A 23440-nucleotide genomic window follows, 5' to 3' on the forward strand; every position below is an offset into this window, starting at 1 on the left:
CGAGATTCGGCCCGACTTACCACTTTTTACCTCAATAACTTATCGTCAAAAAAAGGCGAGCAGTCGACGCTGGATAGTGGATAACCTAGTCCGCTAATACACACTTTACTACTGGCGTAAATCTGGAAAGTGGTGCCAAACGGCAATTTTTTCTTATTAATGTCTTTAACGTCACTTTACGCAAAAATGACAAAACCTCGCCATTCTTTATTTTCGTTTATGCTTTTTTTGTTGTTACAAATGATAAACCCTCCTTAACGTTAACCTCCCTGCGCGAGCCATACCGCCCTCGCGCAGGGAAGGTCTTGTTATACCAGATGAACCTGAAGATTATGCTGGATCAGCACATCGCCCAGGGTGTTTGCCGCATCCAGCGCCGAGTTGTGGTAAACGTCGAATACCTGCCCGTCTACCGTACGCTGCGCAGTGGCAGCCCAGGTGCCGCCGTCGCCGTTAGCCAGCGTGACCTGATCGCCGGTTACCCCCTTGATCATCAGATCGTCGGTCTGTTTATCGGTAATATTCAGCGCCTCGTTGAGATCCAGCTTGACGCTGTTGGTGCCGCTTTGCCCTAAGTTGATGATTTCGATATGCTCCACCTTCAGCCCGAGCGTGGTGAGATCCAGCGTCATATGCTCGCCGTTGAGCACCAGCGTATCGGTACCCGCACCGCCATCAATATGCGTAAAGTTCAGCGTATTAAGCGTTACGGTATCTTCGCCGCTGCTGCCCGCGACCGACGCACCCTCTACCGTCTGACCATCCGCCAGCGCCGCGATTAACCCACCGATGCTGTAGCTGCCGTCATCGGCTACGGCGGTCGTAGCGGATGCATCCGCTGTAGCCGTAGTCTCTGTCGTGGTGGTCGCCGCCGCCGTGGTGGTGGCATCTGTCGTGGTGGTGGCATCCGCCGTACTGCTGGCCGTCGCGCTGTCTGACTCGCTGTGTGCCGCGTTCGCCGTCGCCACCTGTGCGGAAGCCGTAGCCACAGAGGCGTTGCCGGCGTCGCTGGTATCCGCAGAGGCGATAGCCGTGGCATCATCCGCCGCCATTGCCAACAGCGCCGTTGCCGCCGCCGCAGAAGAGGTGCCCGCAGCCGGCAACAGCGATCCCAGCAGCAGGGTATTGCTGGTGGTGGCGCGGTTGCCTGCCACATCTGCTGCGGTTACGGTAACGATAGAGTTCAGGCTTATAGAGGTTAACAGGCCGCCGGTGAACTTCACGCTATAGCGGCCAAGCGCATCCGTGGTGGTGGTCTGCGTTGAACCGTTCAGCGTGACGCTCAGCGTAGTGCCCTGCGGCAGGTTCAGCGTGCCGCCGGTCACGGTCAGCCCTGTTACCAGCACGCTGACCAGGCTCAGCACCGGATCGACGCCAATAGCCGGCAGGTTATGGGTAATGGCCGTAAAGGTATTACTGCCTGTGGCGGTGTTGCCTACCACATCGGACACGGTAGCCGTGACGGTATAGCTGCCGTCGGCGATGCCTTTCAGCGTGGCGGAAGGCACCGTGACGCTCCATGCGCCTGTAGAACCCACGGTTGTGGTGTAAAGGTTGCCCGCAATATTAACCGTCACCGTACTGCCGACCGCATTAACCGAGCTGCCGCTGATGGTGGCCGGCGTGTTGGCCTCGCTCAGATTGAGGTAGTGGTCGCCGCCAAACATGGTGCTGTTATTAATAGTCACGCTTGGCAGCGTATGGGTTTTCACCACCGCCGTATCGGTACCGGAACCGATATTCCCTACCGCATTGGTTACGCTGGCGGTGACCGTCGCGTTGCCATCCGGCAGCGCGGCCAGCGTCGCGGCCGGCACCAGCACGCTCCAGGTGCCGTTCGCGCCGATAGTGGTGGTCAACGTCGAGGTGCCTACGCGCACGTTCAGGATCGAGCCTTCGGCATTGGTAGACGAACCGGTAATCGTCTGGGCGGTTTGCGCATCGACCGCGCTGAGCAGGCCATCGCCAAAGATGCTGGAGATGGTGACCGACGGCGGCGTCTGCGCAATCACAACCAGCTGTCCGGTATTGGTCGCCACGTTGCCGTAGCTGTCCGTTACCGAGGCGTTGACCGTCAGCACGCCGTTCGCCAGCGCGCTGAGATCGGCTTTCGGCACGTTCAGCGTCCAGCCGCCGCTGCTGTTAACCGGCGCCGTGTAGGTTTTACCGTTCAGCGTGACGGTCACAATGGAGCCAGCCGTAACGTTACGGGCTATACCGCTGATGGTCTGGACGGTGTTGATATCGTTGGCGCTGAGCACGCTGTCCCCGAATACCGTATTGACCGTCAGGGTTGGCGTAGTCTGGATGCCAACCCGCACGCCCGTGCTGGCGCTGGCGGTGTTGCCTACCGCATCGGTAACGGCGACGCCCACGGTAAGATTACCGTCCAGCAACGTGCTGAGCAGAGCAGGCGACACCTGGGCGCTATAGGCGCCGTTCGCACCGACCGTGGTGGTAACAATGGTGTTGCCGAGGTTGATGGTAACGGTCGATCCCGGCGCTACATTGCTGGCCGTCCCGCTGATGGTCTGCGTGACCAGCGATTCCACCAGGTTCAGCACGCCATCGCCGCCAAAGACCGGGTTTAGCGTCACGGTTGGCAGCGTATTGACGCCGACCGTCGCGCCGGCGTTAGCGGTAGTAGTGTTGCCTGCGCTGTCCGTTACGCTGACGCCCACGGTCAGGTTGCCGTCCAGCAGCCCTTTCAATAACGTCGGCGTTAGCGCCACGTTAAAGGTGCCGTCCGCTGCCGTGGCGGTCACAAATTGCGTCCCGGCTACGTTAACCACCACCCGCGATCCCGGCTCGGCATTGGTAATGGTACCGCCGATGGTCTGGCCCAGCGCCGCATCCGCCGCGTTAAGCAGGCCGTCGCCAAACAGCTGCGCGATATTGACTACCGGCGCGGTCAGCTTGGCCACCAGGTTGCCGGTGGTGGTGGCGATGTTGCCTGCCGCATCGGTCACGCTGGCGCCCACCGCCAGGGTGCCGCTGGTCAGCGTACCGAGAATGTCCGGCGTGACCGTGGCGGTAAAGGCGCCGTTCGGCCCTACCGCCGCCTGCACTGTAGAATTGCCCAGCGTCAGGTTAATGGTCGAACCGGCCGCTACGTTATTGACCGTGCCGCTGATGGTCTGGTTAACCAGCGCATCGGCGATATTCAGAATGCCGTCGCCAAAGATTGGGTTAAGCGTAATGGATGGCTGGGCGGTAAAGATGCCGATAGTGGCCGACGTTGACGAGGTGTTGCCCGCCGGATCGGTCACCGAGACACCCAGCGTCTGGTTGCCGGTGGTCAGCGCCGCCAGATCCAGCGGCGGAATAGTCACGTTCCATGCGCCGCCCGCCTGAAGCGTGGTCTGGTAGGTTTTGCTGCCCAGCGTCACGGTCACCGTGGAGCCGACCGCGCCGTCAATGGTGCCGCCAACCGTCTGCGCCAGCGCCGCTTCGGCGATGTTCAGCAGGTTGTCGCCGCCAAACAGGCCGGTGATGGCACTGATGGTCGGCGCTTCCAGAATGGCGGTGACGGTTTCACCCACGGTGCGGGTGTTGCCTGCGCCATCGGTCAGCACAATGTTCAGCGCGGTGTCGCCATCGCTTAACAAACCAAGCAGGCTTGGCGGTACGACCAACGCGAAGCGTCCATCCTGACCGACATCCGCCGTCAGCGTGGTGCCGCCCAGCGTCAGCGATACGGTCGCGCCAATCCCGGCGGAGCTGGCCAGACCGGTAATGGTTTGCGCTACCGTGGTGTCGACCGCGTTCAGGAAGCCGTCGCCGAAGACGGAATCCACCACCAGATTCAGCGCCGCGTTGACCACTTTATTTACCGTCAGCGTGGCGTCGGTGGCGTTGCCCGCGGCGTCGTTAACCCGCAGGCCGAACACCAGCGTGCCGTCGGTGAGGCTGCCCAACACCTCCGGCGTCAGATCAAGGCTGAAGGTGCCGTCGGCATTGACCAGCGCCGTGGCGATCGGCGCGCCGTCACCCAGATAGAGGCCGATAGTCTGGCCTTCGGCACCGCTAGCTGTTCCCGTCACTACCTGAGTGGTCAGGATATCCGCAGCGTTCAATACGTTATCGCCCACCAGCGCGTCCACCGCAATCAGCGGCGCGCCGGTGTCTACGGTAAAGTCGCGCGTAATGGTGCCGGTGTTGCCCGCCGCATCGGTCAGCGTGGCGGTCAGAGTTTGGCCCGCCTGGCCCAGCGCCTGCAAATCACCTGACGGCAGCGTGGCAGACCAGCTGCCGTCCGCCTGAACGATGGCCGTATAGGTCTTGTCATTCAGCGTGAGGGTTACCGCTCTGCCCGCCTCACTGGCGGACGCCGTCCCGCTAATTATCTGGGTAACCGCCGCTTCCGCGCCGTTCAGCACGTCGTCGCCGGCAAAGGCGTTGATGGTGACGACAGGCACGGAGCGATCCACCAGCACCTGGCTGCTTGCCTCCAGCGTAGTGTTCTGATCGGTGGTCAGCGTCGCGGTTACGGTGGCGATGCCGTCGGCGATATTCGCCGCCGTGTTCGGCACGGTGAGCGTCCAGGTACCGTCGACGCTATTGACCACGGCCGTTCCGGCCTGCGCCACGCCGTTGATGCTGACCGCTACGGTTCCCGTCACCGCGCCGCCGCCGTCAACAGGCAGATTAGCGAATGTTCCGCTCAGCGTCAGCGTCGCGCCGTCCGTGCTGTTGATGATGTTGTCGTCGGAAACCGGCGCCAGCGTCAGCAGCGGCGTTGGAGGCGGCGTCAGGTCGACCGTGACCGCAGCGGTCGCGGTGCCCGTATTGCCTGCGACATCCACGACCGAAGCGTTGATGGTGCCGGTATCGCCGGTCGTGCCCAGCTGCGCCAGCGCTTCCGGCGTCAGGTTAACCGACCAGCTACCGTCTGCGGCTACTACGCTGCTCACGGTCGCCGTGCCGATGGTGACCGTCACCACCTGGCCTTCGCCCGCGCCGGTCGTGGTGCCGCTCAGCGTCTGGGTGGTCAGGCTTTCCAGATAGTCCAGCGCCCCATCGCCGGTGAATGGCGTGATGGCGATGGTTGGCACGGACGTGTCGACGGTAAAGCTGCCCGTCGCCGTCGCCGTGTTACCACCGATATCTGCCGCCACCACGGTATAGTTTTGCAGCCCCTGATCCAGCGCGCCCAGCTGCGCCGTGGAGAGCGGCAGCGTCCAGTTGCCGTCTGCATCTACCGTCGCGTCGTAGTTAACGCCGCCCAGCGTGACCGTAACGGCCTGGCCCGCGCCTGCCAGCCCGGTAGTGCCGGTAAGCGCCACGCCCGCAGCCACGTCGGCCGCGTTAAGCCAGGTATCATCAAAAGGCACATCCAGCGTCGGCGTTGGTGCGGTCAGCGCGGCGGTGAAGCCGAGCGAACTGGTATTGATATTGCCCGCCGCGTCAATCACGGTAACATCTACGGTGTGCGCGCCGTCAGCCAACGCGCTCAGCGCCCCGGCTGGTAGCGCCACCGCCCAGTTGCCGTTGGCGTCCACGCTGCCGGTATAAGTAATACCAGCTACATCGATTTGCAGCTGCACGCCCTGATTCGCTCCGGTGACGCCCGTGGTGCCCGCCAGAGTGATAGCCGTTCCCGCCTCGGCAATATTCAGGATATCGTCGGTAAACAGCGGTGAACCGATGGTCGGCTGCGGCAGCGCCAGCAGCGCGTCAAAATCAAGCGTGGCCGTGCTGGCATTGCCTGCGGTATCGGTCGCGGTGACCGCAAAAGTATGGGTGCCGCTGCCCAGCGCGGTCAGCTGTGCCGAAGTCAGATCGAGCGTCCAGTTGCCGTTGGCGTTGACCGTCGCCGTTAGCGGCGCGCCGCCGTCGATAGCAACAGTGACCGTCTGCCCCGCCGCGACCAGCCCGGTGTTACCGCTCAGCGTCTGCGTGGTGGCAGCTTCAGCCACGTTGAGCAGGCCATCGGTAAACGGCAGGTCGATGGTGACCGCCGGCAGCGCGTTAACGGCGACCAGTGCCGAATCGCCGGCCGTCCCGACGTTGCCCACGGCATCCGTGACCGTCACCGTAATCGGCAGCGTGCCGTCCGGCAGCGCAGAGAGCACGCCAGCCTCCAGAGGCAGCGTCCAGTCACCCGTAGCCGGATCGACGTTCGCCTGGTAAGCGGTGCCGTTGATATCCACGCTAACAGTTTGCGCACCGGTAATGCCGGTGGTGCCCGCCAGCGTCTGGCCCGCTGCCGCCTCAGCGGCGTTTAATATGCCATCGACGAAAGGCTGGGTCAGCGTCGGCGCCGGCAGTCCGGTAACGATAGCGGTATAGGCCAGCGAATCGGTGCTGCTGTTGCCCGCCACATCGGCAACCGTCACGTTAATGGTGTGCTCGCCGTTGCCCAGCGTGGCCGCCAGCGCAGGCGTCAGCGTGGCCGTCCAGTTGCCGTTGTCGTCGACCGTAGTGGCAATGGCGTTGCCGTCGATATTCAGCGTAACCGTCTGGCCTGCGCCGGTAATGCCGGTGGTGCCGTTAATTACCTGATCGACGCCCGCTTCGCCAGCGTTCAGCAGGCCGTCAATAAACGGCGTATTGATCGCGGCCGTCGGCAGCGTCGTGACCAGCACCTCTATGCTGGCTTCGGCCGTCGCCGGGTTGCCCGCTGCATCCGCGCTGGCGACCGTCAGCTGATAGAGCCCGTCGGTCAGGGCGGCAAGCGTGCCTGCCGGCACGGCGGCGCTCCATGTGCCGTCCGCATTGACCGCGCCGGTAAAGGTTTGATCGCCAAGCGTAACCGTTACCGCCGTGCCGACGGCAAGGTTGGTCGCCGTGCCGGTCAGCGTCTGTTCTGCCGCCGCTTCGGTCGCGTTGACCAGACCATCGACGAACGGCGTATTCAGCGTCAGAGCCGGCAGCGCATTGACCGCCACGGTCAGGTTGGTGACGCTGGTAGCGACGTTGCCGCTGGCGTCGGTTACCGCCACGCTGAGCGGAGTGGTGCCGTCGCCCAGCGCCGTCAGATCGCCACTGGCGATAGTCAGGCTCCAGTTGCCGTCCGCATCTGCCGTGGTCGCGTACACCTTGTCGTTAAGGGTGACGCTCACCGGCAGGCCCGCATCGGTGGTGCCGCTGACGACCAGACCGGCCGCCGCTTCCGCCGCGTTCAGCACGTTATCCACGCCCGCGCTTAACGCCACGTTCAGCACCGGCGCGGTGGTATCAACGGTAAAGTTATCCGCTGTCGTCGCCACGTTGCCCGCCACGTCGCTGCCGCTGGCGGTCAGCGTATTGGCGCCCGGCGTCAGCGCCTGTACCGCAGCAGCCGGCACAGTAGCGCTCCAGTTGCCGTCGGCGTCAACGGTGCCGGTATAGGTCGCGCCGTTCAGCGTTACCGTCACGGTGCCGCCTTCCGGGATGCGCTGGCTGGAGCCGGTGATCAGCACATCGCTCTGCGCTTCCTGATTATTGACCACATCGTCGCTGGTGACCGGATCGATTGAGATAGTCGGCAGGCTGGCGGCCTGGGCGACCACGGTAAACTCCGCGAAATTGCTGCCCGTGTTGCCCGCCACATCGGCGACCGTGGCGGTCAGCGTTTGCGCGCCGTCGGTCAGCGCGGCAAGATCCGCCGCCGGAACCGTCGCGGACCAGCTGCCGTCCGCCTGCACCAGCGCCGTATAGGCGACGCCGTTAAGCGTGACGGTCACGGTCTGCCCTGCCGTCACGTTGGTGGTGGTGCCGGTAACGGCCAGATCCGCGCCCGCTTCGCTCTGATTAAGGTAGTTATCGCCGCTGATGGCATCCAGCGCCACGGTCGGCTGGCTTGCCAGGCTGGCATCGACCACGACCGTCAGCGCCTGAGTAGACACGTTGCCCGCCGCATCGGTCAGGCTGACGCTCACTGGATAAGTCCCGTCCGCAATGCCCTGAGTGACGCTGGCGGGCAGATTGACCGTCCAGTTGCCGTCGTCCTGCACCGACTGTTGATAGTCGACGCCGTTAAAGGTGACGGTCACCAGCTGGCCCGCTTCGCTGGCTGAAGCAGTGCCCGTAATGGTTACCGGCCCTACGCTTTCCGCCGCGTTGATAATGTTATCGCCCGCGACCGGATTGACCGTCAGCGTTGGCGCAGTCAAATCAACGCTAACAGAAGTCGTCGCGGTGCCCGTATTGCCGATGGCATCCGTGGCGGTCACGGTGATGCCCTGAACGCCTTCGCCCAGCGCCTGTAGCGTGGCGGCGCTGACCGGCAGCGTCCAGTTGCCGGCGTTATCCACCGTGGCGGTGTAGTCCGTTCCGGCAATATTGACCGTTACGGTCTGGCCTGCGCCGGTCGCCCCGGTCGTGCCGCTCAGCGTCTGATCGCTCTGCGACTCGGTAAAGTTGACGTAGCTGTCGATAAATGGCGTATCCAGCGTTGGCTGTAGCGCCACGGTCGACAGCGTGATATCGGCAGCGGTTGAGGCCGTGTTGCCCGCCGCGTCGCTAAGGGAAACGGTAACAGGATAAGTGCCGTTCGGCGACGTCTGAAGCAGACCGGCCGGCAGCGCAAGGCTCCAGCTGCCGTCCGCCGCGATGGCGGTGGTGTAAGTCTGGCCGTTCAGCGAAACCGTGACCAGCTGACCTTCTTCCGCGCCGGTGCTGCCGCCGCTGACGGTGATATCCGCCGCTGCTTCGCTACCGTTGACCACGCCGTCGCCCGCCACCGGATTAAGCGTCAGGGTCGGCGCGACGGTATCCACGGTGACCGGTACCGCCACCGTGCTGGCGTTGCCGGCCGCATCGGCTACGGTAACCTGTAGCGCGTTTGCGCCCTGCGGCAACGCCTGAAGTTCAGCGGTCGGGATAGTGACGCTCCAGTTGCCGTTCGCGTCTACAGTGCCGGTATAGGTGGTATCGCCCACCGCCACGGCAACGGTTTGCCCGTCGCCCGTTACGCCAGTAGAACCGGTCAGCGTCTGATCCGTCGCCGCCTGTGCGCCGTTCAGCACGCCGCCGTTAAATGGCGTATCCGCCGCGACCGCAGGCAAATCGTTGACCTGCACGTTCAGCGTAGCGGTGCCGGTTGCCGTAGCGCCGCTGGCATCGGTCGCGGTGACGGTCAGCGTGTTAGCACCGTCCGCCAGGCCAGCCAGCGAGGCGGCCGGGATCACGGCGTTCCAGGTGCCGCCGGTGCCGACCACGCCGGTAAAAGTTTGTCCGTTAAAGGTGACGGTCACCGGCGCGCCCTGCACCAGGCCGGTGGTGGTGCCGGTAACAATCAGCGCATCCTGGGCTTCCGCAGCGTTCAGGTAGCCGTCGGTGCTGAGTGGATCGAGGCTGATGCCCGCCGCCGTGCTGTCCACGGTTACATCATGACTGACGGTGATCGGATTGCCCGCCGCGTCGCTGACCGCCACGCTGAAGGTCGCCGTGCCGTCAGCCAGCGTCGCCAGCGCGGAAGAAGGGATCGCCACGCGCCATGCACCGCTGGCCAGCACGCGCGTGGTGTAAGCCACGCCGTTAAGCGTGGCGGTCAGCTGCTGCCCAGCCTCGACGTTAGTGGTCGTACCGCTGAGATATTGCGTAGTCTGCTGTTCGGCGCCGTTAAGCGTATCGTTGCCGGTGAAAGGATCGACAGAAAGGGTTGGCAGCGCGGCCGCGCTGGCTTTAACCGTCAGCGGGCTGTCGGCGGTTGCGCTGTTGCCTGCCGGATCGGTCACGGTAGTGGTGATCACATAGCTGCCGTCCGCCAGCGCGGCCAGATCGGCTGCCGGCACCGTTACCGTCCACTGGCCATCCGTGCCCACCGTAGTGGTGTAGTCGATGCCGTTCAGCGTCACCACGATAGCGGCATTAGCTTCACCTGTGCCGCTAACAGGCAGATCGCTGCCCTGTTCCGCCGCGTTAAGAATGTTGTCGCCAGCGATAGCGTTAACCGCAACCGCAGGCGGCAGCGTATCCACGCTCAAGGTCAGCGGAGCAGTCGCCGAGTTGCCCGCCGCATCGCTGACGGCAACGGTCGCCAGGGTATCGCCCTGCGGCAGCGCCTGTAGCACTTCCGGCGACAGAACGACGCGCCAGTTGCCGTCGCCGTCAACGGTACCGGCATAGGTATTGCCGTTAATGGCGATGCTGACGTTCTGGCCGTCGCCCGTGAGGCCGGTCGTACCGGTCAGCGTCTGCGTCGCTCCCGCCTCGCCTGCATTCAGCGCGCCGTCGGTAAACGGCGTCTCGATAGCCAGCGTCGGCAGCGTGGTCGCCACGTTCAGCGTCGCCTCGTTGGTCACGGCGTTGCCGTCCACGTCAGGCACGCTGGCGCTGACGGTCGCCGGGCCTTCAGGCAGCGCCGCCAGATCCGCCGCCGGTACCGTCAGGCTCCACGTACCGCCCGTCGTTACCGTAGTGGTGTAGTCAATGCCGTTCAGGGTCACCGTCACGGTATTGCCTTCCGGCACGTTAGAAACCGTGCCGCTCATGGTCAGTTCGCTTTGCGCCTCCGTCGCGTTCAGGTAACCGTCATCGCTAAGCGGATTAATCGCTACAGAACTGATATCGGTATTGACGCTAAAACTGCCGCTGGCGGTAACCCCATTGCCCGCCGCATCGCCTACGGAAACGCTATAGGTCTGCGTGCCCGCCAGCTCTGCCAATACGGCAGCAGGAATAGTAACGCTCCAGGCACCGCTATCCTGCACCAGACCGCTGTAAACCGAGCCGTTCAGCGTCACCGTCACCACCTGGCCCGCCTGGACGTTAGTGGTGGTACCGCTGATTGCCTGGCTGACCTGCTGCTCTGCGCCGTCCAGAATGTTGTTGCCCGCAAAATTGTCCAGCGTCAGCGTTGGCAGCGTAGCGGCATCGGCCACTACCGTCAGCGTGCTCTCCTGAGTCGTCACGTTGCCTGCCGCGTCGGCGGTCGCTACGGTCAGGGTGTAGTCGCCGTTGGCCAGCCCGGCCAGATCCGCAGCCGGAATAGCCAGCGACCACTGGCCGTTAGCGCCTGCCGTGGCGGTGTAGTCCGTGCCCTCCAGCGTGACGGTAACGGTTGAACCGTTCTCTGCCGTGCCGCTAACGGTCAGCGGCTGCGCCTGCTCTTCGGCGTTCAGGATACCGTCGCCGCTCAGCGGATTAACCGTCAGCACAGGCGTGCTGACATCCACAACCAGCGCGCTGGTTTGCGTGACGGCGTTGCCCGCCGGATCCGTCGCGGTGACGGTGACCGGATAGCTGCCGCCGGTTAAAGCAATAGTCGCCGTCGCGGGAACCGTAACCGTCCAGTTGCCGTCGCCGTCTACGGTGGCGGTATAGACGCTGCCGTTCAGCGCCACGCGCACGCTGTCGCCCGCTTCGCCGGTGCCGGTAATAGCCAGCGGCTGACCCTGTTCGGCGGCGTTCAGGAAGTTGTCTTCAGCGATAGCCGCAACGGTCAGAACTGGCGCAGCGGTATCTATGGTAATGGCGTGAGGCAGCGACAGGCTGCCGCCGCTGGCAGGCGAGGCGGTGACGGTCAGGGTGTAATCACCGTCCGCTACGCCCGCCAGCGCCGCGGCCGGGATCGCCGCGCTCCACAGGCCGTTTGCGCCCACGGTCGCCGGATAATCCGTGCCGTTAAAGCTTACGACTACCGTGCTGGTGTCATCAGGCACGCTGCCGGTCACGGTAAAGCCCTGGGCGGCTTCGGCGGCGTTGATTAAATCATCGCCGGAAACGGCATTGATAATCAGGGTCACGTCTACCGCCGTATCCAGCGTCAGCGTGGTGTCCTGGCTCGCGACGTTGCCCGCAGGCGAGGTCGCCGTTACGGTCAGCGTATTAGCGCCTTCCGTGAGGTTAGCCAGCGTGCTGGCCGGTACGCTAATCGTCCACTGTCCGCCAGTGCCGACGGTAGTGGTATAGGTAGCGCCGCCCAGCGTAACGGAGATAGTGTCGCCTTCGCTGCCGCTGCCGGTAATGTTCTGCGCCTGGCCCTGCTCGACCTGGTCAATGGTGTTGTCGCCGGTGACCGGATCCACCGTAAAGGCTGGCGTCGCGGTATCCACGGAAAGACCCAGGTTTTGCGTAGCGGTATTGCCAAAGGCATCGCTGGTGCTGACCTGCAGCGCATAAGGGCCGTCGGCCAGCGCCGCCAGATCGGTCGCCGGAACGGTTACGCTCCAGCTGCCGTCCGTATTGACCGTGGTGGTATAGGTTACGCCGTTCAGCGTAACGGTAACGTCATTGTCAGCCGTGCCCGTGCCGCTGATAGCCAGCGCTGCGCCCTGCTCGTCGGCGTTGATAATGTTATCGACGCCTGCGACCGGATCCAGCGTCAGCGTTGGCAGCGCAGTGGCCACGGTGATAACTGGCGCTGGCGTAATGGCGGAAACGTTGCCCGCCACGTCGGTGACCGTCACCGTCACGGCAGACTGTCCCTGCGGCAGCGCCTGAAGCACCGCCGGCGCCAGATCCAGCGTCCAGACGCCGGAGCTGTTAACGGTGGCGGCATAATCGGTGCCGCCGATATTGACCGTTACGGTCTGACCAACGCCTTCCTGCCCCGTGGTGCCGGTCAGCGTCTGCGTGACGCCCGCTTCCTGGCCGGTCAGGGTGCCGTCAATAAACGGCGTTTGCAGCGTGGGATCCGGCACGCGATCGACGTATACGTTCAGCGTGTTTTCGCTGGTCACGGTATTGCCGTTCTGCGCGATAACGCTGGCCGTCGCGGTTTGCGGCCCTTCTGCCAGCGCCTGCAAATCTGCTGCCGGGATAGTCGCCGTCCAGCTGCCGTTTGCCGCTACGGTGCCGGTGTAGGTTTGGCCGCCGAGCGTAAAGGTGACCGTGCTGCCAGCCGCCACGTTCGCCGTAGAGCCGGTAACGGTCAGATCCGTCTGCGCCTCAAGCGCGTTCAGATAGCCGTCGCCGCTGAGCGGATCGAACGCCACGCTGCTGAGCGTACTGTCGACGGTAAAGGTTTTGGCAACGGTACTGCTGTTGCCTGCCAGATCGGCCACGGTGACGCTGAGCGTCTGCGTGCCGTTGGCCAGCGCGCTCAGATCGGCGGCCGGGATCGCCACCTGCCAGCCGCCGCCGGTTTGCACCGTGGTCACATAATCGGCACCGTTAAGCGTTACGGTGACCGTTTGCCCCACTTCCGCATTGGTTACCGTCCCGCTGAGCAGCTGGTCGGTCTGCTGTTCCGCGCCGTCGATAATATTGTTAGCGGTCAGATCGTTAACGGCAATAACCGGCGCGCTGGTATCCACCACCAGCGGCGTGCTGGCGGTGGTCACGTTACCGGCCGCATCGCTGGCGGTAACGGCAAGCGTATAGTTACCTTCCGCCAGCGTATTTACCGCCGTGTTGGGCACGGTCAGCGTCCACTGACCGTTAGCGCCAACAATAGTGTTGTAAACGGTGCCGTTCAGCTCGACGGCGATAGTGTTGCCGGTTTCGCCCGTACCGCTGACCACCAGCGGCTGGCTGGTGTCGGCAGCGTTAAGATAGCCATCGCCGGAGACGGGGTTCACCGTCAACGCTGGCGGCGTCAGATCCACATCCAGCGTGCGGGTCAGCGCAGAGACGTTGCCTGCCGCATCAACCACGCTGACCGAAACAGGATAGCTGCCGTCGGTTAACGCCAGCAGCGCCGCCGCCGGCAGCTCAATGCTCCAGCTGCCGGTGCCGGTCACCGTCGCGGTATAGGTGGTGGTGTTCAGCACCAGCGTGACCACGTTGCCCGGCTCGCCGTCGCCCGTTACCGTCAGCGCCTGGCCCTGCTCCGCCAGGCTCAGGCGGTTATCTTCCGCCAGCGCATTCAGCGTCAGCGTCGGCGTTGAGGTATCTACGGTAAAGGTATTGGTCAGTGAAGAAGTATTGCCAGCCGGATCGGTGGCGGTCACGGTCAGCGTGTTATCGCCCTGCGGCAGGCCTTGCAGCACCGCATTGGGCAGCGTGACCGACCAGTTGCCGTCCGCATCCACGTTTGCCGTATAGGTGATGCCGTTCAGCAGCAGGCTAACGGCCTGGCCGCTGCCGGTAATGCCGGTCGAGCCGGAAAGGGACTGGTCGCTGAGCGCCTCTGTGCCGTTCAGCGCACCATCGATAAACGGCTCGTTCAGCGTCACGGTAAAGTCTGGATTAATAGCGGAATCCAGGCTCTGCGTGGTAGCGATCTGGTTGCCGTTAACGTCGGTCGCCGTCGCGGTGATCGTCTGGTTGCCGTCAGGCAGGCCGCTCAGCGCGCTGGCCGGAACGGTCACGCTCCAGCTGCCGTCATTATTGGCGGTGGTTTCATAATCCGCATTGTTAAAGCGCACCAGGATGCGCGCACCAAAGGCGACAAAGCGGGTGCTGCCGTGGATCACCAGCGGGTTTTGCGCTTCGACGGTGTTGATAGCGTTATCATCGCTGATGACGCCAATAGCAATTGAGCTAAAGGTATTATCGATGGTATAGCCGCTGGTCGCCGTGGCCGGATTGCCCGCGACGTCGGCTACATCAACGGTAAAGGTTTGCGTGCCGTTGGCCAGTCCGTAATAGGCCGTAGCCGGCACCAGCACGCTGTAGCTGCCGTCCGCCTGTACGGTACCCGTATACTGCGCGCCGTTCATGGTCAGCGTAACGATCTGGCCTGCCTGAACGTTAGTCGTAGTCCCGGTAACCAGCTGATTGAGATCCTGCTCCGCGCCGTCCAGCACGCCGTCGCCCGTGAAGGCGTCTACGGCGATCGTTGGCTGCGCGCCCGCGCCCGCCACTACCGTCAGCGGTTGCAGGCTTGACGTAGCGTTGCCCGCGCTGTCCGTGGCCTGCACGCTCACCGCATAGGTGCCGTCCGTCAGCGCATTGACGTCGCCAGCAGGCACGCTGACGCTCCAGTTGCCGTTGGCGTCGGACACGGCGTTATAGGTAACGTTATTAAGCGTAACGACAATCGCCGATCCCGCATCGGCCGTGCCCGCTACGCTGAGCGCGGCGTCGTGTTCCGCCGCGTTCAGATAGCCGTCGCCGGAAACCGGTGCAATGGTCAACGCAGGCGTCGCGGTATCCAGGGTTACCGGCGTCAATGAGGTGGTCTGGTTACCACCCGCGTCCGTAGCGGTCACGGTAATATCATATTTACCGTCCGGCAGCGACTGTAGCGCGGAAGGCGAAATCGCCAGGCTCCAGTTGCCGTCCGCATCCGCGCCGGTCAAATAAGTGACGCCCGCCAGCACTATGCTGAGCGTGCTGCCCGCTTCCGCCGTGCCGCTCACGGTCAGCGGCTGGTTCTGCGCCTGCGCGTTAATCACGCCGTTATCGCCCGGAATGGCGACGTCCAACGCTGGCGCGGCGGTATCGACCACGATCGGCGTGGTTGAGCTGGCCGTATTGCCCAGCGAATCCGTAACGGTAACGACAATATCTGCGGTGCCGTCCTGTAGCGAGGCCAGCGCCGGCGGCAGCAGCGCCACGCTCCAGCTGCCGGTAAGGGTATCGACGGTAGCGGGATAACTTACGCCGTCAACGGTTACCGTTACCGCCTGATCCGGGAAGTTGACGCCGGTATTGCCCGTCAGCGTTTGCGCCGCCGTGCTTTCAGCCGCGTTCAGCACGCCGTCGCCAAACGGCGAGTTAAGGATGATTTCTGTCGGGAACGACGTACGCACGTTCACGTCGCTGGTGCCGGCGATCGGATTGCTGTTGGCGTCCGTGCCCGTCACGGTAACGGCATAGCTGCCGTTGGCAATGCCGGTCAAGGCGGCGGCAGGCACGGTTACCGTCCAGCTGCCGTCCGGATTAACCGTAGAGGCGTAATCCACGCCGTTAAAGGTAACCGTCAGCGGCGTGGCGGCGGCAAGGCCAGCGCTGCTGCCGCTGATAACCAGATCCGCCTGCGCTTCTGTCGCGTTAATAGCGTTATCGCCGCTGACCGGCGCAATAGCCAGCGCGGCCACGGTGTTATCAACGGCCACCGCAAAACTGCCGGTGGCGTTGCCGGTATTGCCCGCCGCATCGCTGACGCTAACGGTATAGTTTTGCGTGCCGTTCGCCAGCGCCGTTAGCGTGGCCGCAGGCAGCGTGATATTCCAGTTGCCGCCCGGCTCAATGCTGCCGGTAAAGATTGTGCCGTCTGCCAGCTGCAGGGTCACGGGGCTGCCTGGGGCGACATTAGTGGCCGTCCCGGTCAGCACCTGATCGACCGTGACTTCTGCGCTGTTCAGCGAGCCGTCGGCGGTGAGTTCATTAACCGTCACGATCGGCGTGGTGGTTGCATAGGTTACAGTGGTATAGGTCTCGCTGGCGTTACCGGCCGCATCGGTGGTAACGACGGTGACGACGTAAGTGCCGTCAGCAATGGCGGCCTGGCTGTCCGGGCTTAACGTCGCCGTCCAGGCGCCGGTAACCGGGTCGACAGTGGCGGGCACGTCAACGCTGTCAAAACGCACCAGCACCGTGCTGCCCGGCTGGGTGGTGCCGGTAATAACCAGCGGCTGACCGACTTCGCCCGCATTCACATAGCCGTCACCGCCCAGCGGATTAACCGTCGCCGTCGGCGGCGTGGCGTCCACGGCCAGCGGAATATTTTGCGTGGTGCTGTTGCCGTAACCGTCGGTAGCGACCACGCCCAGCGTGTAATCACCATCGGCAAGCTGTTGCAGATCGGAAGCCGGAATATTCACGTTCCAGCTGCCGTCCGGGTTAACGGTGGTGTTATAGGTCACGCCGTTCAGCGTGACGGTGACGCTCTGACTGTCAGCGCTGACGCCGCTCAGGATCAGCGGCTGGGTCACATCGTCCTGGTTCAGCGTCGCATCCGGTGGCGTAACGGTAAGAGCTGGCGCGGCGGTCGCTACGTTTACCGGCGTGGTCGAGGTGCTGCTGTTGCCTGCCGGATCGGTAATCACTACGGTGATATCGTTGCTGCCCTGCGGCAGGTTTTGCAGCGAGCCGGCTGGCAGCGTCACGCTCCAGCTGCCGTCGTTGTTGACCGTGCCGGTATAGTCCGTGCCGCCTATTGTCGCTGTGACCGACTGGCCTGCGCCCGCCACGCCGGTATTGCCGGTCAGCGTCTGATCGGCGCCCGCTTCACTGCCGCTGATAACGCTGTCGCCGAAGGGCACATTAAGCCCGGCGTTCGGTTCGGTGGTAATAATGTTAAGCGAAGCGGCAGAGCCATTTTGTACGACGGTGCCGTCCGCCAGGGTGGCTGACGCGATAATGAGATTCTGACCCTGCGACAGCTGTTGCAGATCGGCGGCGGGGATGGTGGCGCTCCAGCTGCCGTCTGCCGCCACGGTGGCAGTATATTCGCGCCCGCCCAGCGATACCCGGATAACCGTGCCGGCAGGAAGATCGGCTGAAGAGCCGGAAACGGTGAGATCGGACTGCGCTTCGGTAATACTGAGATAGCCGTCGCCGCCCGGCGCATTAACGCTAATGCTGCCGATGCCAAAGGCTGGTACGGTGAAATCGTGCGTGGTGGTTGCCGCCGCGCCCGCCGCATCGGTAACGGTGGCGGTAATGGTCGTGGTGCCCGCCGCCAGCGCCTGTAAGGCGCCAGCCGGAACGGTCACGCTCCACGCGCCGCTGCCGTCAACGGTGGCGGTGTAGGTTTGGCCGTTCAGGGTAACGGTAACGGTCTGGCCCTGCTGCACGTTGGTGGTGGTGCCGCTGATGATCTGCGCCTGCTGCTGCTCGCCGTTGTCCAGCACGTCGTCGCCCGCAAAGGCGGCGATGGTGATGGCCGGAGCGGTAGCCGGGGCGCTAACGGTGAAATCGTGCGTGGTGGTTGCCGCCGCGCCCGCCGCATCGGTAACGGTGGCGGTAATGGTCGCGGTGCCCGCCGCCAGCGCCTGCACGGCCGCAGCCGGAACGGCCACGCTCCACGCGCCGCTGCCGTCAACGGTGGCGGTGTAGGTTTGCCCGTTCAGGGTAACGGTAACGGTCTGGCCCGGCTGCACGTTGGTGGTGGTGCCGCTGATGGTCTGCGCCTGCTGCTGCTCGCCGTTGTCCAGCACGTCGTCGCCCGCAAAGGCAGCGATGGTGATGGCCGGTACGGTCGCCGGGGCGTTAACGGTGAAATCGTGCGTGGTGGTTGCCGCCGCGCCCGCCGCATCGGTAACGGTGGCGGTAATGGTCGTGGTGCCCGCCGCCAGCGCCTGCACGGCCGCAGCCGGAACGGCCACGCTCCACGCGCCGCTGCCGTCAACGGTGGTGGTGTAGGTTTGGCCGTTCAGGGTAACGGTAACGGTCTGGCCCTGCTGCACGTTGGTGGTAGTGCCGCTGATGATCTGCGCCTGCTGCTGCTCGCCGTTATCCAGCACGTCGTCACCTGCAAAAGCGGCGATAGCGATGGAAGGCGTGGTCGGCGTGACCGCACCGGCCTCTACCGTAAAGATTTCAGCGGTGGTCGCCGTGGCGCCTGCATTGTTGGTCACGCTGATGGTCAGCGTATTGCTGCCTTCCGGCAACGTAGCCAGCGCGGCGGCCGGTAAGGTGATGCTCCAGCTGCCGTCTGCCCCGACCGTGGTGGTATAGGTCACGCCGTTGAGCAAGACGGTAACGGTGTTGCCCGCTTCCGTGCCGCTGGTGGTGCCGTTCAGCGTCTGGTCAGAATTTTTTTCCGCCGTCGACAGGGTATTATCGCCGGTTAACGGATTGACGGTAAGGGATGGCGCTACTGTCACTGCATCATCACCGCCGCCACCGCCACCGCCGCCGCCCGCCAGTGCGGCGACGCCTGCTGCGCCAAGACCAAGCGCGCCAATACCTGCGGCGGTGATAACGCCGGTGGTAGCACCGGTATCAGCCAGCAGCAGCGGTTCCAGCGAGCCAAGCGACTCATACTGTGGCGTAATCGCTACCACCGCCTGCGCATCGGCGAATTCGTTGGTGACCGGGAAAAGTGCGTGCTCAGGCGGATTGACGCCGTCATCAAAAACCAGCTCGCTGTGATCGCCGTCAACGTCATCCAGGAAGAATTGCTGATAGCGTTTAACGCTGCCGTCACGCATGTGGACGATGAGATCGTTACCCTGGCGTTCGAACTCGGTCACCATGGCGCGGGTTCCATGAATGCGGACTACGCTGGGTTGATTCAGGAGGATGGTATTGTTGGAATTCCCTGCTGCGACCTGAGAAAGAATGCTGCCATCGTCGCGCGAAAGTATTTCCACGCTGCCATCAGTAAGCTGAGCCATAGTAACCTCGTGTACACCAGACATTGGATGTTTCGCACGTAAACATGAAGAAAACCTTCAGCTTTACGCGCAAAGTAATAGATCGCCTTACCCGAGGGCAGGCGGCTTTACCTGGTGCAACGACATTTCCGGACGGCGTAGAAATGTTAAAAACAATCTAAAAAGAGGCGCTGATACGCTATTTTTTTTAACTTTTATCTTTCTGATAGTATGAAAAACCCCGCCACTCGCCTTGATTAATATTTATCGACAGGATAAACATAATTTATAATTTGACTTAGTTTACAATTCTGGAAACTGTCAACTATCAAGTAAAATTGATGAAATAACGCATTAATAAATTGATTTAACTTAAGGAATTTTTTTAAGGAAGTGTAAAAACTGTAACAGTTTCCAGAAAATTTTCTGCTGCTGCTGCGGCTCGTTTTTTTTGACCGCGCGCAAATTTTCATATCAGCGTGCAGAAATCGGCAAAGGCAAACGGCAGGGGCAGTACAAAAAAACAGCAAGAGCGTAAAGCGGAGCTAAAGCGCGTCAAAACGTTTTTTTTACCTTTAGCCAATGATTTGAGTTAAGCGAAGATCGCGCGCTATCCACCAGGAGTTATCTGTAAAATCACCTTTAGCCTCAATATTTGATTAACAGGGGCTTTTTTTCAGGTTATTTAACACAAACGCCCGCGTCGCTATGGTTTTGTCGCGATATAATATGCGCCTTGCCCGTGGCGCGTTCTTCTTTAATTTAGCGAAATGTGATAAAAAGTAGTGTTTACCGCGACAAGCTTTTAACGGAACCTATGACGATTCAGGATGCCAGACCCGCAAGCGCCTGCGCGCTGGCAGCACCCCACGCGATTTCTTTGTTTACGCGCGCGTGGCCGCACAACAGATCCGTGTGTTCCCATGAATCGCCAGGCAGCCACTGCCCGTCTTCCGTTGTCTCATCCGGCCTTTTGTTCGCGGCTTGCCTTTACCTGTGCCTGACTGATGGCTCGTTAACTGGGGTTCCACGGCTATGATGCCCTACAAATTTCCACTGACTTCCGGTAACGTCACCCGGTTTTTCGTGATGTTTATCCTGGTACTGCTGTTGGCATCCGGATTTATGATCCACAACGCCGTTAACGCCTGGCTGACCGATAAACGCTATGCGATGGCGGATATCGCTCACGTTATACAGAAGCGTATCGACACCTACCGGTTCGCTACCTGGCAGATTTATGAAAATCTTGCGGCCAATGCCGCAGGCTCGCCGCCGAACAGCCTGCAGGAAACCCGCCTGCGTCCCGATGTCTATTATCTTGAGAAAACCCGCCGTAAAACCGAAGCGCTGATTTTTGGCTCGCACGACAGCAGCACGCTGGATATGACGCTGCGTATGTCTAACTATCTGGATACGCTATGGGGCGCCGAAAACAGCACCTGGTCAATGTATTTTCTCAACGGGCAGGATAACAGCCTGATTTTAATTTCGACGCTGCCGTTAAAAGATATGGCGACGCGTTATAAAGAGAGCGCCATCAGCACTATTGTCGATGCGCGCCGCGCGGAGATGCTCCAGCAGGCCAACGCGCTGGACGAGCGGGAAAGCTTCTCGCCGCTGCGCCGCTTTACCTGGCAGAATGACCACTATTTTACCGTGCGCACCACCTTTAACCAGCCGGGCCACCTGGCCACCGTGGTCGCCTTCGATTTGCCGATTAACGATCTGATCCCACTGAATATGCCGCTGGAAAATTTCCAGCTGAAGCAGGATATGGCCGGTACCGGCAGCAGCGCCAGCGTGAATGAAGACAGTACGCACAGCACTAAAGTCACGCTGCTGAATCCCAATGTAGAAATCGCCGCCTCGCTGACCAGCACGCCGTTGCAGCTGGTTTATCGCGTGCCGATCCTCGGCCTGATCGCCGACACGCTGCGTAACCTGATGTGGCCGCTGCTGGCGAATTTTGTGCTGCTGCTGCTTTCGCTGGCCGGTCTGCTGCTGCTGCGCCAGCAGTCGCTGCGCCCAAGCGAAAACCAGAGCGCCGAACTGGAGTCGCTGCGCATCCTCAACGAAGAGATTGTGGCCAGCCTGCCGGTTGGCCTGCTGGTGTATGACTTTGCCAGCAACCGCACGATTATCAGCAACAAAATCGCCGAGCACCTGCTGCCGCATCTCAATCTGCAAAAGATCATCAATATGTCCGATCAGCATCAGGGCGTGTTGCAGGCTACCGTTAACAACGAAGTTTATGAGATCCGCCATGCGCGCAGTATGCTGGCAGCCAGCACCCAGCTGTTTATGATGCGCGATCAGGATCGCGAGCTACTGGTGAATAAAAAGCTGCAAAAAGCGCAGCAGGTGCTGGATAAAAGCCACCAGACGCGTCAGCAGCTGTTGCAGAATCTGGGACACGCGCTGAACCGGCCGCTGGGCGATGTGATCGGCCATTTGCAGGCTATCGAATCCGCGCAGCCTGGCGAGCAGCTGGAAGACGCGCTGCAGGAAGCGCAGGCGCTGCGTCGGCTGGTAGATGATATCGTGCTGTTAAATCGTCTGGAAACGCACGACTGGGCGCCGGACGCCGAAGCCTTTAACCTGCAAAGCGTGCTTGATGAGCTGGTGACCGAGGCCCTGCCCTCGCTGCGGCGTAAGGGGCTGAAGCTGGTGGTCAGCAACCGTCTGAACAGCGACGAGAACCGTTTTGGCGATCGGCGCGCTATTTACAAAATCCTGACCACTCTGCTGCACTATTCCATTACCAGCACCAGCTGGGGCCGCATCTCTATTGAGGTAAGCCATCCTGCCGATCGGCCGGACAGGCTGGCGATTGAAATGGTGGATACCGGCGCCGGACTGACGGTGGACGAGATGGGCAACACCGATTTTCCTTTCCTCGGCGAAACCAGCTTTGACCGTTTTGGTCAGGCTTCGGGGCTGGCGTTTTTCCTTTGTAAGCAGCTGTGCAAACAGCTTGGCGGGCATCTTGAAATTGTCGCGCGTCCCGATATCGGCACCCGTTACAGCATCCAGGTTCATGCGCCGCAGGAACATCAGCAGGCTCAGGAAGAGAAGCTGCTGGAAGGTCTGACCGCGTTAATTGATATCAACGTGGATGAGGTCAGAAAAATTGTGGTGCACCAGTTAGAAAACTGGGGCGCCAGCTGTATTACGCCGGACGAGCGCTTTTCCGGACAGGATCACGATGTGCTGGTCACGGACGACCCGGCCAGCCTGACGGCCTGGTCGCTGCTGCTGACGGATGATGAGGCGGGCTACACCGCGCTTTCCCGCGATCGCTTCAGGGTGAATTTCAATATCAGCAGCGCTATGCAGGATGCGTTACTGCAGCTTATTGAGCTTCAGCTGGCCCTGGATGAGACCGAAGAAGAGGAGACGCCTGCGCAGCTGTTCGCGCCAGGCTATTTCCAGCTGTTTGTTGAGACAGTACCAGATGATGTAAAGAGATTGTATAATGAGGCAGCAGAAAGGGACTTGAGTTCGCTTGCTCAGACTGCGCATCGCCTGAAGGGTGTGTTTGCCATGCTTAATTTGACACCGGGCAAGCAGCTTTGTGAAACGTTAGAACAGCACATAACCGAGTGTGACAATTCAAACATTAAAAATACCACCAGTGAAATTGACCGCTACGTCAACGAACTGCTGCAGCAAGGTAACCAATAATATGAACAACCTGAACGTAATTATTGCCGATGACCATCCTATTGTTCTGTTCGGCATTCGCAAGTCACTTGAACAGATTGAATGGGTCAATGTTGTCGGTGAGTTCGAAGATTCCACAGCATTAATCAACAGCCTTTCCAAGCTCGACGCCAACGTCCTGATCACCGATCTGTCGATGCCTGGTGAAAAATATGGCGACGGTATTACGCTGATTAAGTATATCAAGCGTCACTATCCGGACCTGTCGATCATCGTTCTGACCATGAACAACAACCCGGCCATCCTCAGCGCCGTGCTGGACCTGGACATTGAAGGGATCGTGCTGAAACAGGGCGCGCCAACCGACCTGCCTAAAGCGCTGGCCGCACTGCAAAAAGGCAAGAAGTATACGCCGGAAAGCGTGGCTAAACTGCTGGAGAAAATCAGCGCGGGCGGCTACGGCGACAAGCGCCTGTCCCCGAAAGAGAGCGAAGTGCTGCGCCTGTTTGCGGAAGGTTTCCTGGTAACCGAAATCGCCAAGAAGCTGAACCGCAGCATCAAAACCATCAGTAGCCAGAAGAAGTCGGCGATGATGAAGCTGGGCGTGGATAACGATATCGCGCTGCTGAACTATCTTTCATCCGTCAGCACCATGCCGGTGGATAAAGACTAAATCCCCAGGGCTTGTCCTGAGC

Annotated in this window: 3 protein-coding genes; 2 read left to right on the forward strand and 1 reads right to left on the reverse strand. The window is 61.6% G+C overall.

All coding sequences use genetic code 11. From position 1 onward, the window contains the following. Window positions 1–308 precede the first annotated feature (308 nt). On the reverse strand, window positions 309–19100 hold the full coding sequence (locus tag AB6T85_RS19425; RefSeq protein ID WP_369896403.1) for an Ig-like domain-containing protein: 18792 nt from the start codon (window positions 19098–19100) through the stop codon (window positions 309–311). Between the two features lie 1014 nt (window positions 19101–20114). Between AB6T85_RS19425 and rcsD the strand changes: the two genes are divergently transcribed. Continuing rightward, complete coding sequence (gene rcsD / locus AB6T85_RS19430) at window positions 20115–22766, forward strand: phosphotransferase RcsD (RefSeq protein WP_369896404.1); 2652 nt, start codon at window positions 20115–20117, stop codon at window positions 22764–22766. Window position 22767: 1 nt separating this feature from the next. Next, complete coding sequence (gene rcsB, locus AB6T85_RS19435; protein WP_034938033.1) at window positions 22768–23418, forward strand: response regulator transcription factor RcsB; 651 nt, start codon at window positions 22768–22770, stop codon at window positions 23416–23418. The last annotated feature ends 22 nt before the right edge of the window (window positions 23419–23440 follow it).

The sequence above is a fragment of the Erwinia aeris genome (genome assembly GCF_041224955.1).
In the GTDB taxonomy this organism is placed as follows: Bacteria; Pseudomonadota; Gammaproteobacteria; order Enterobacterales; family Enterobacteriaceae; genus Erwinia; species Erwinia aeris.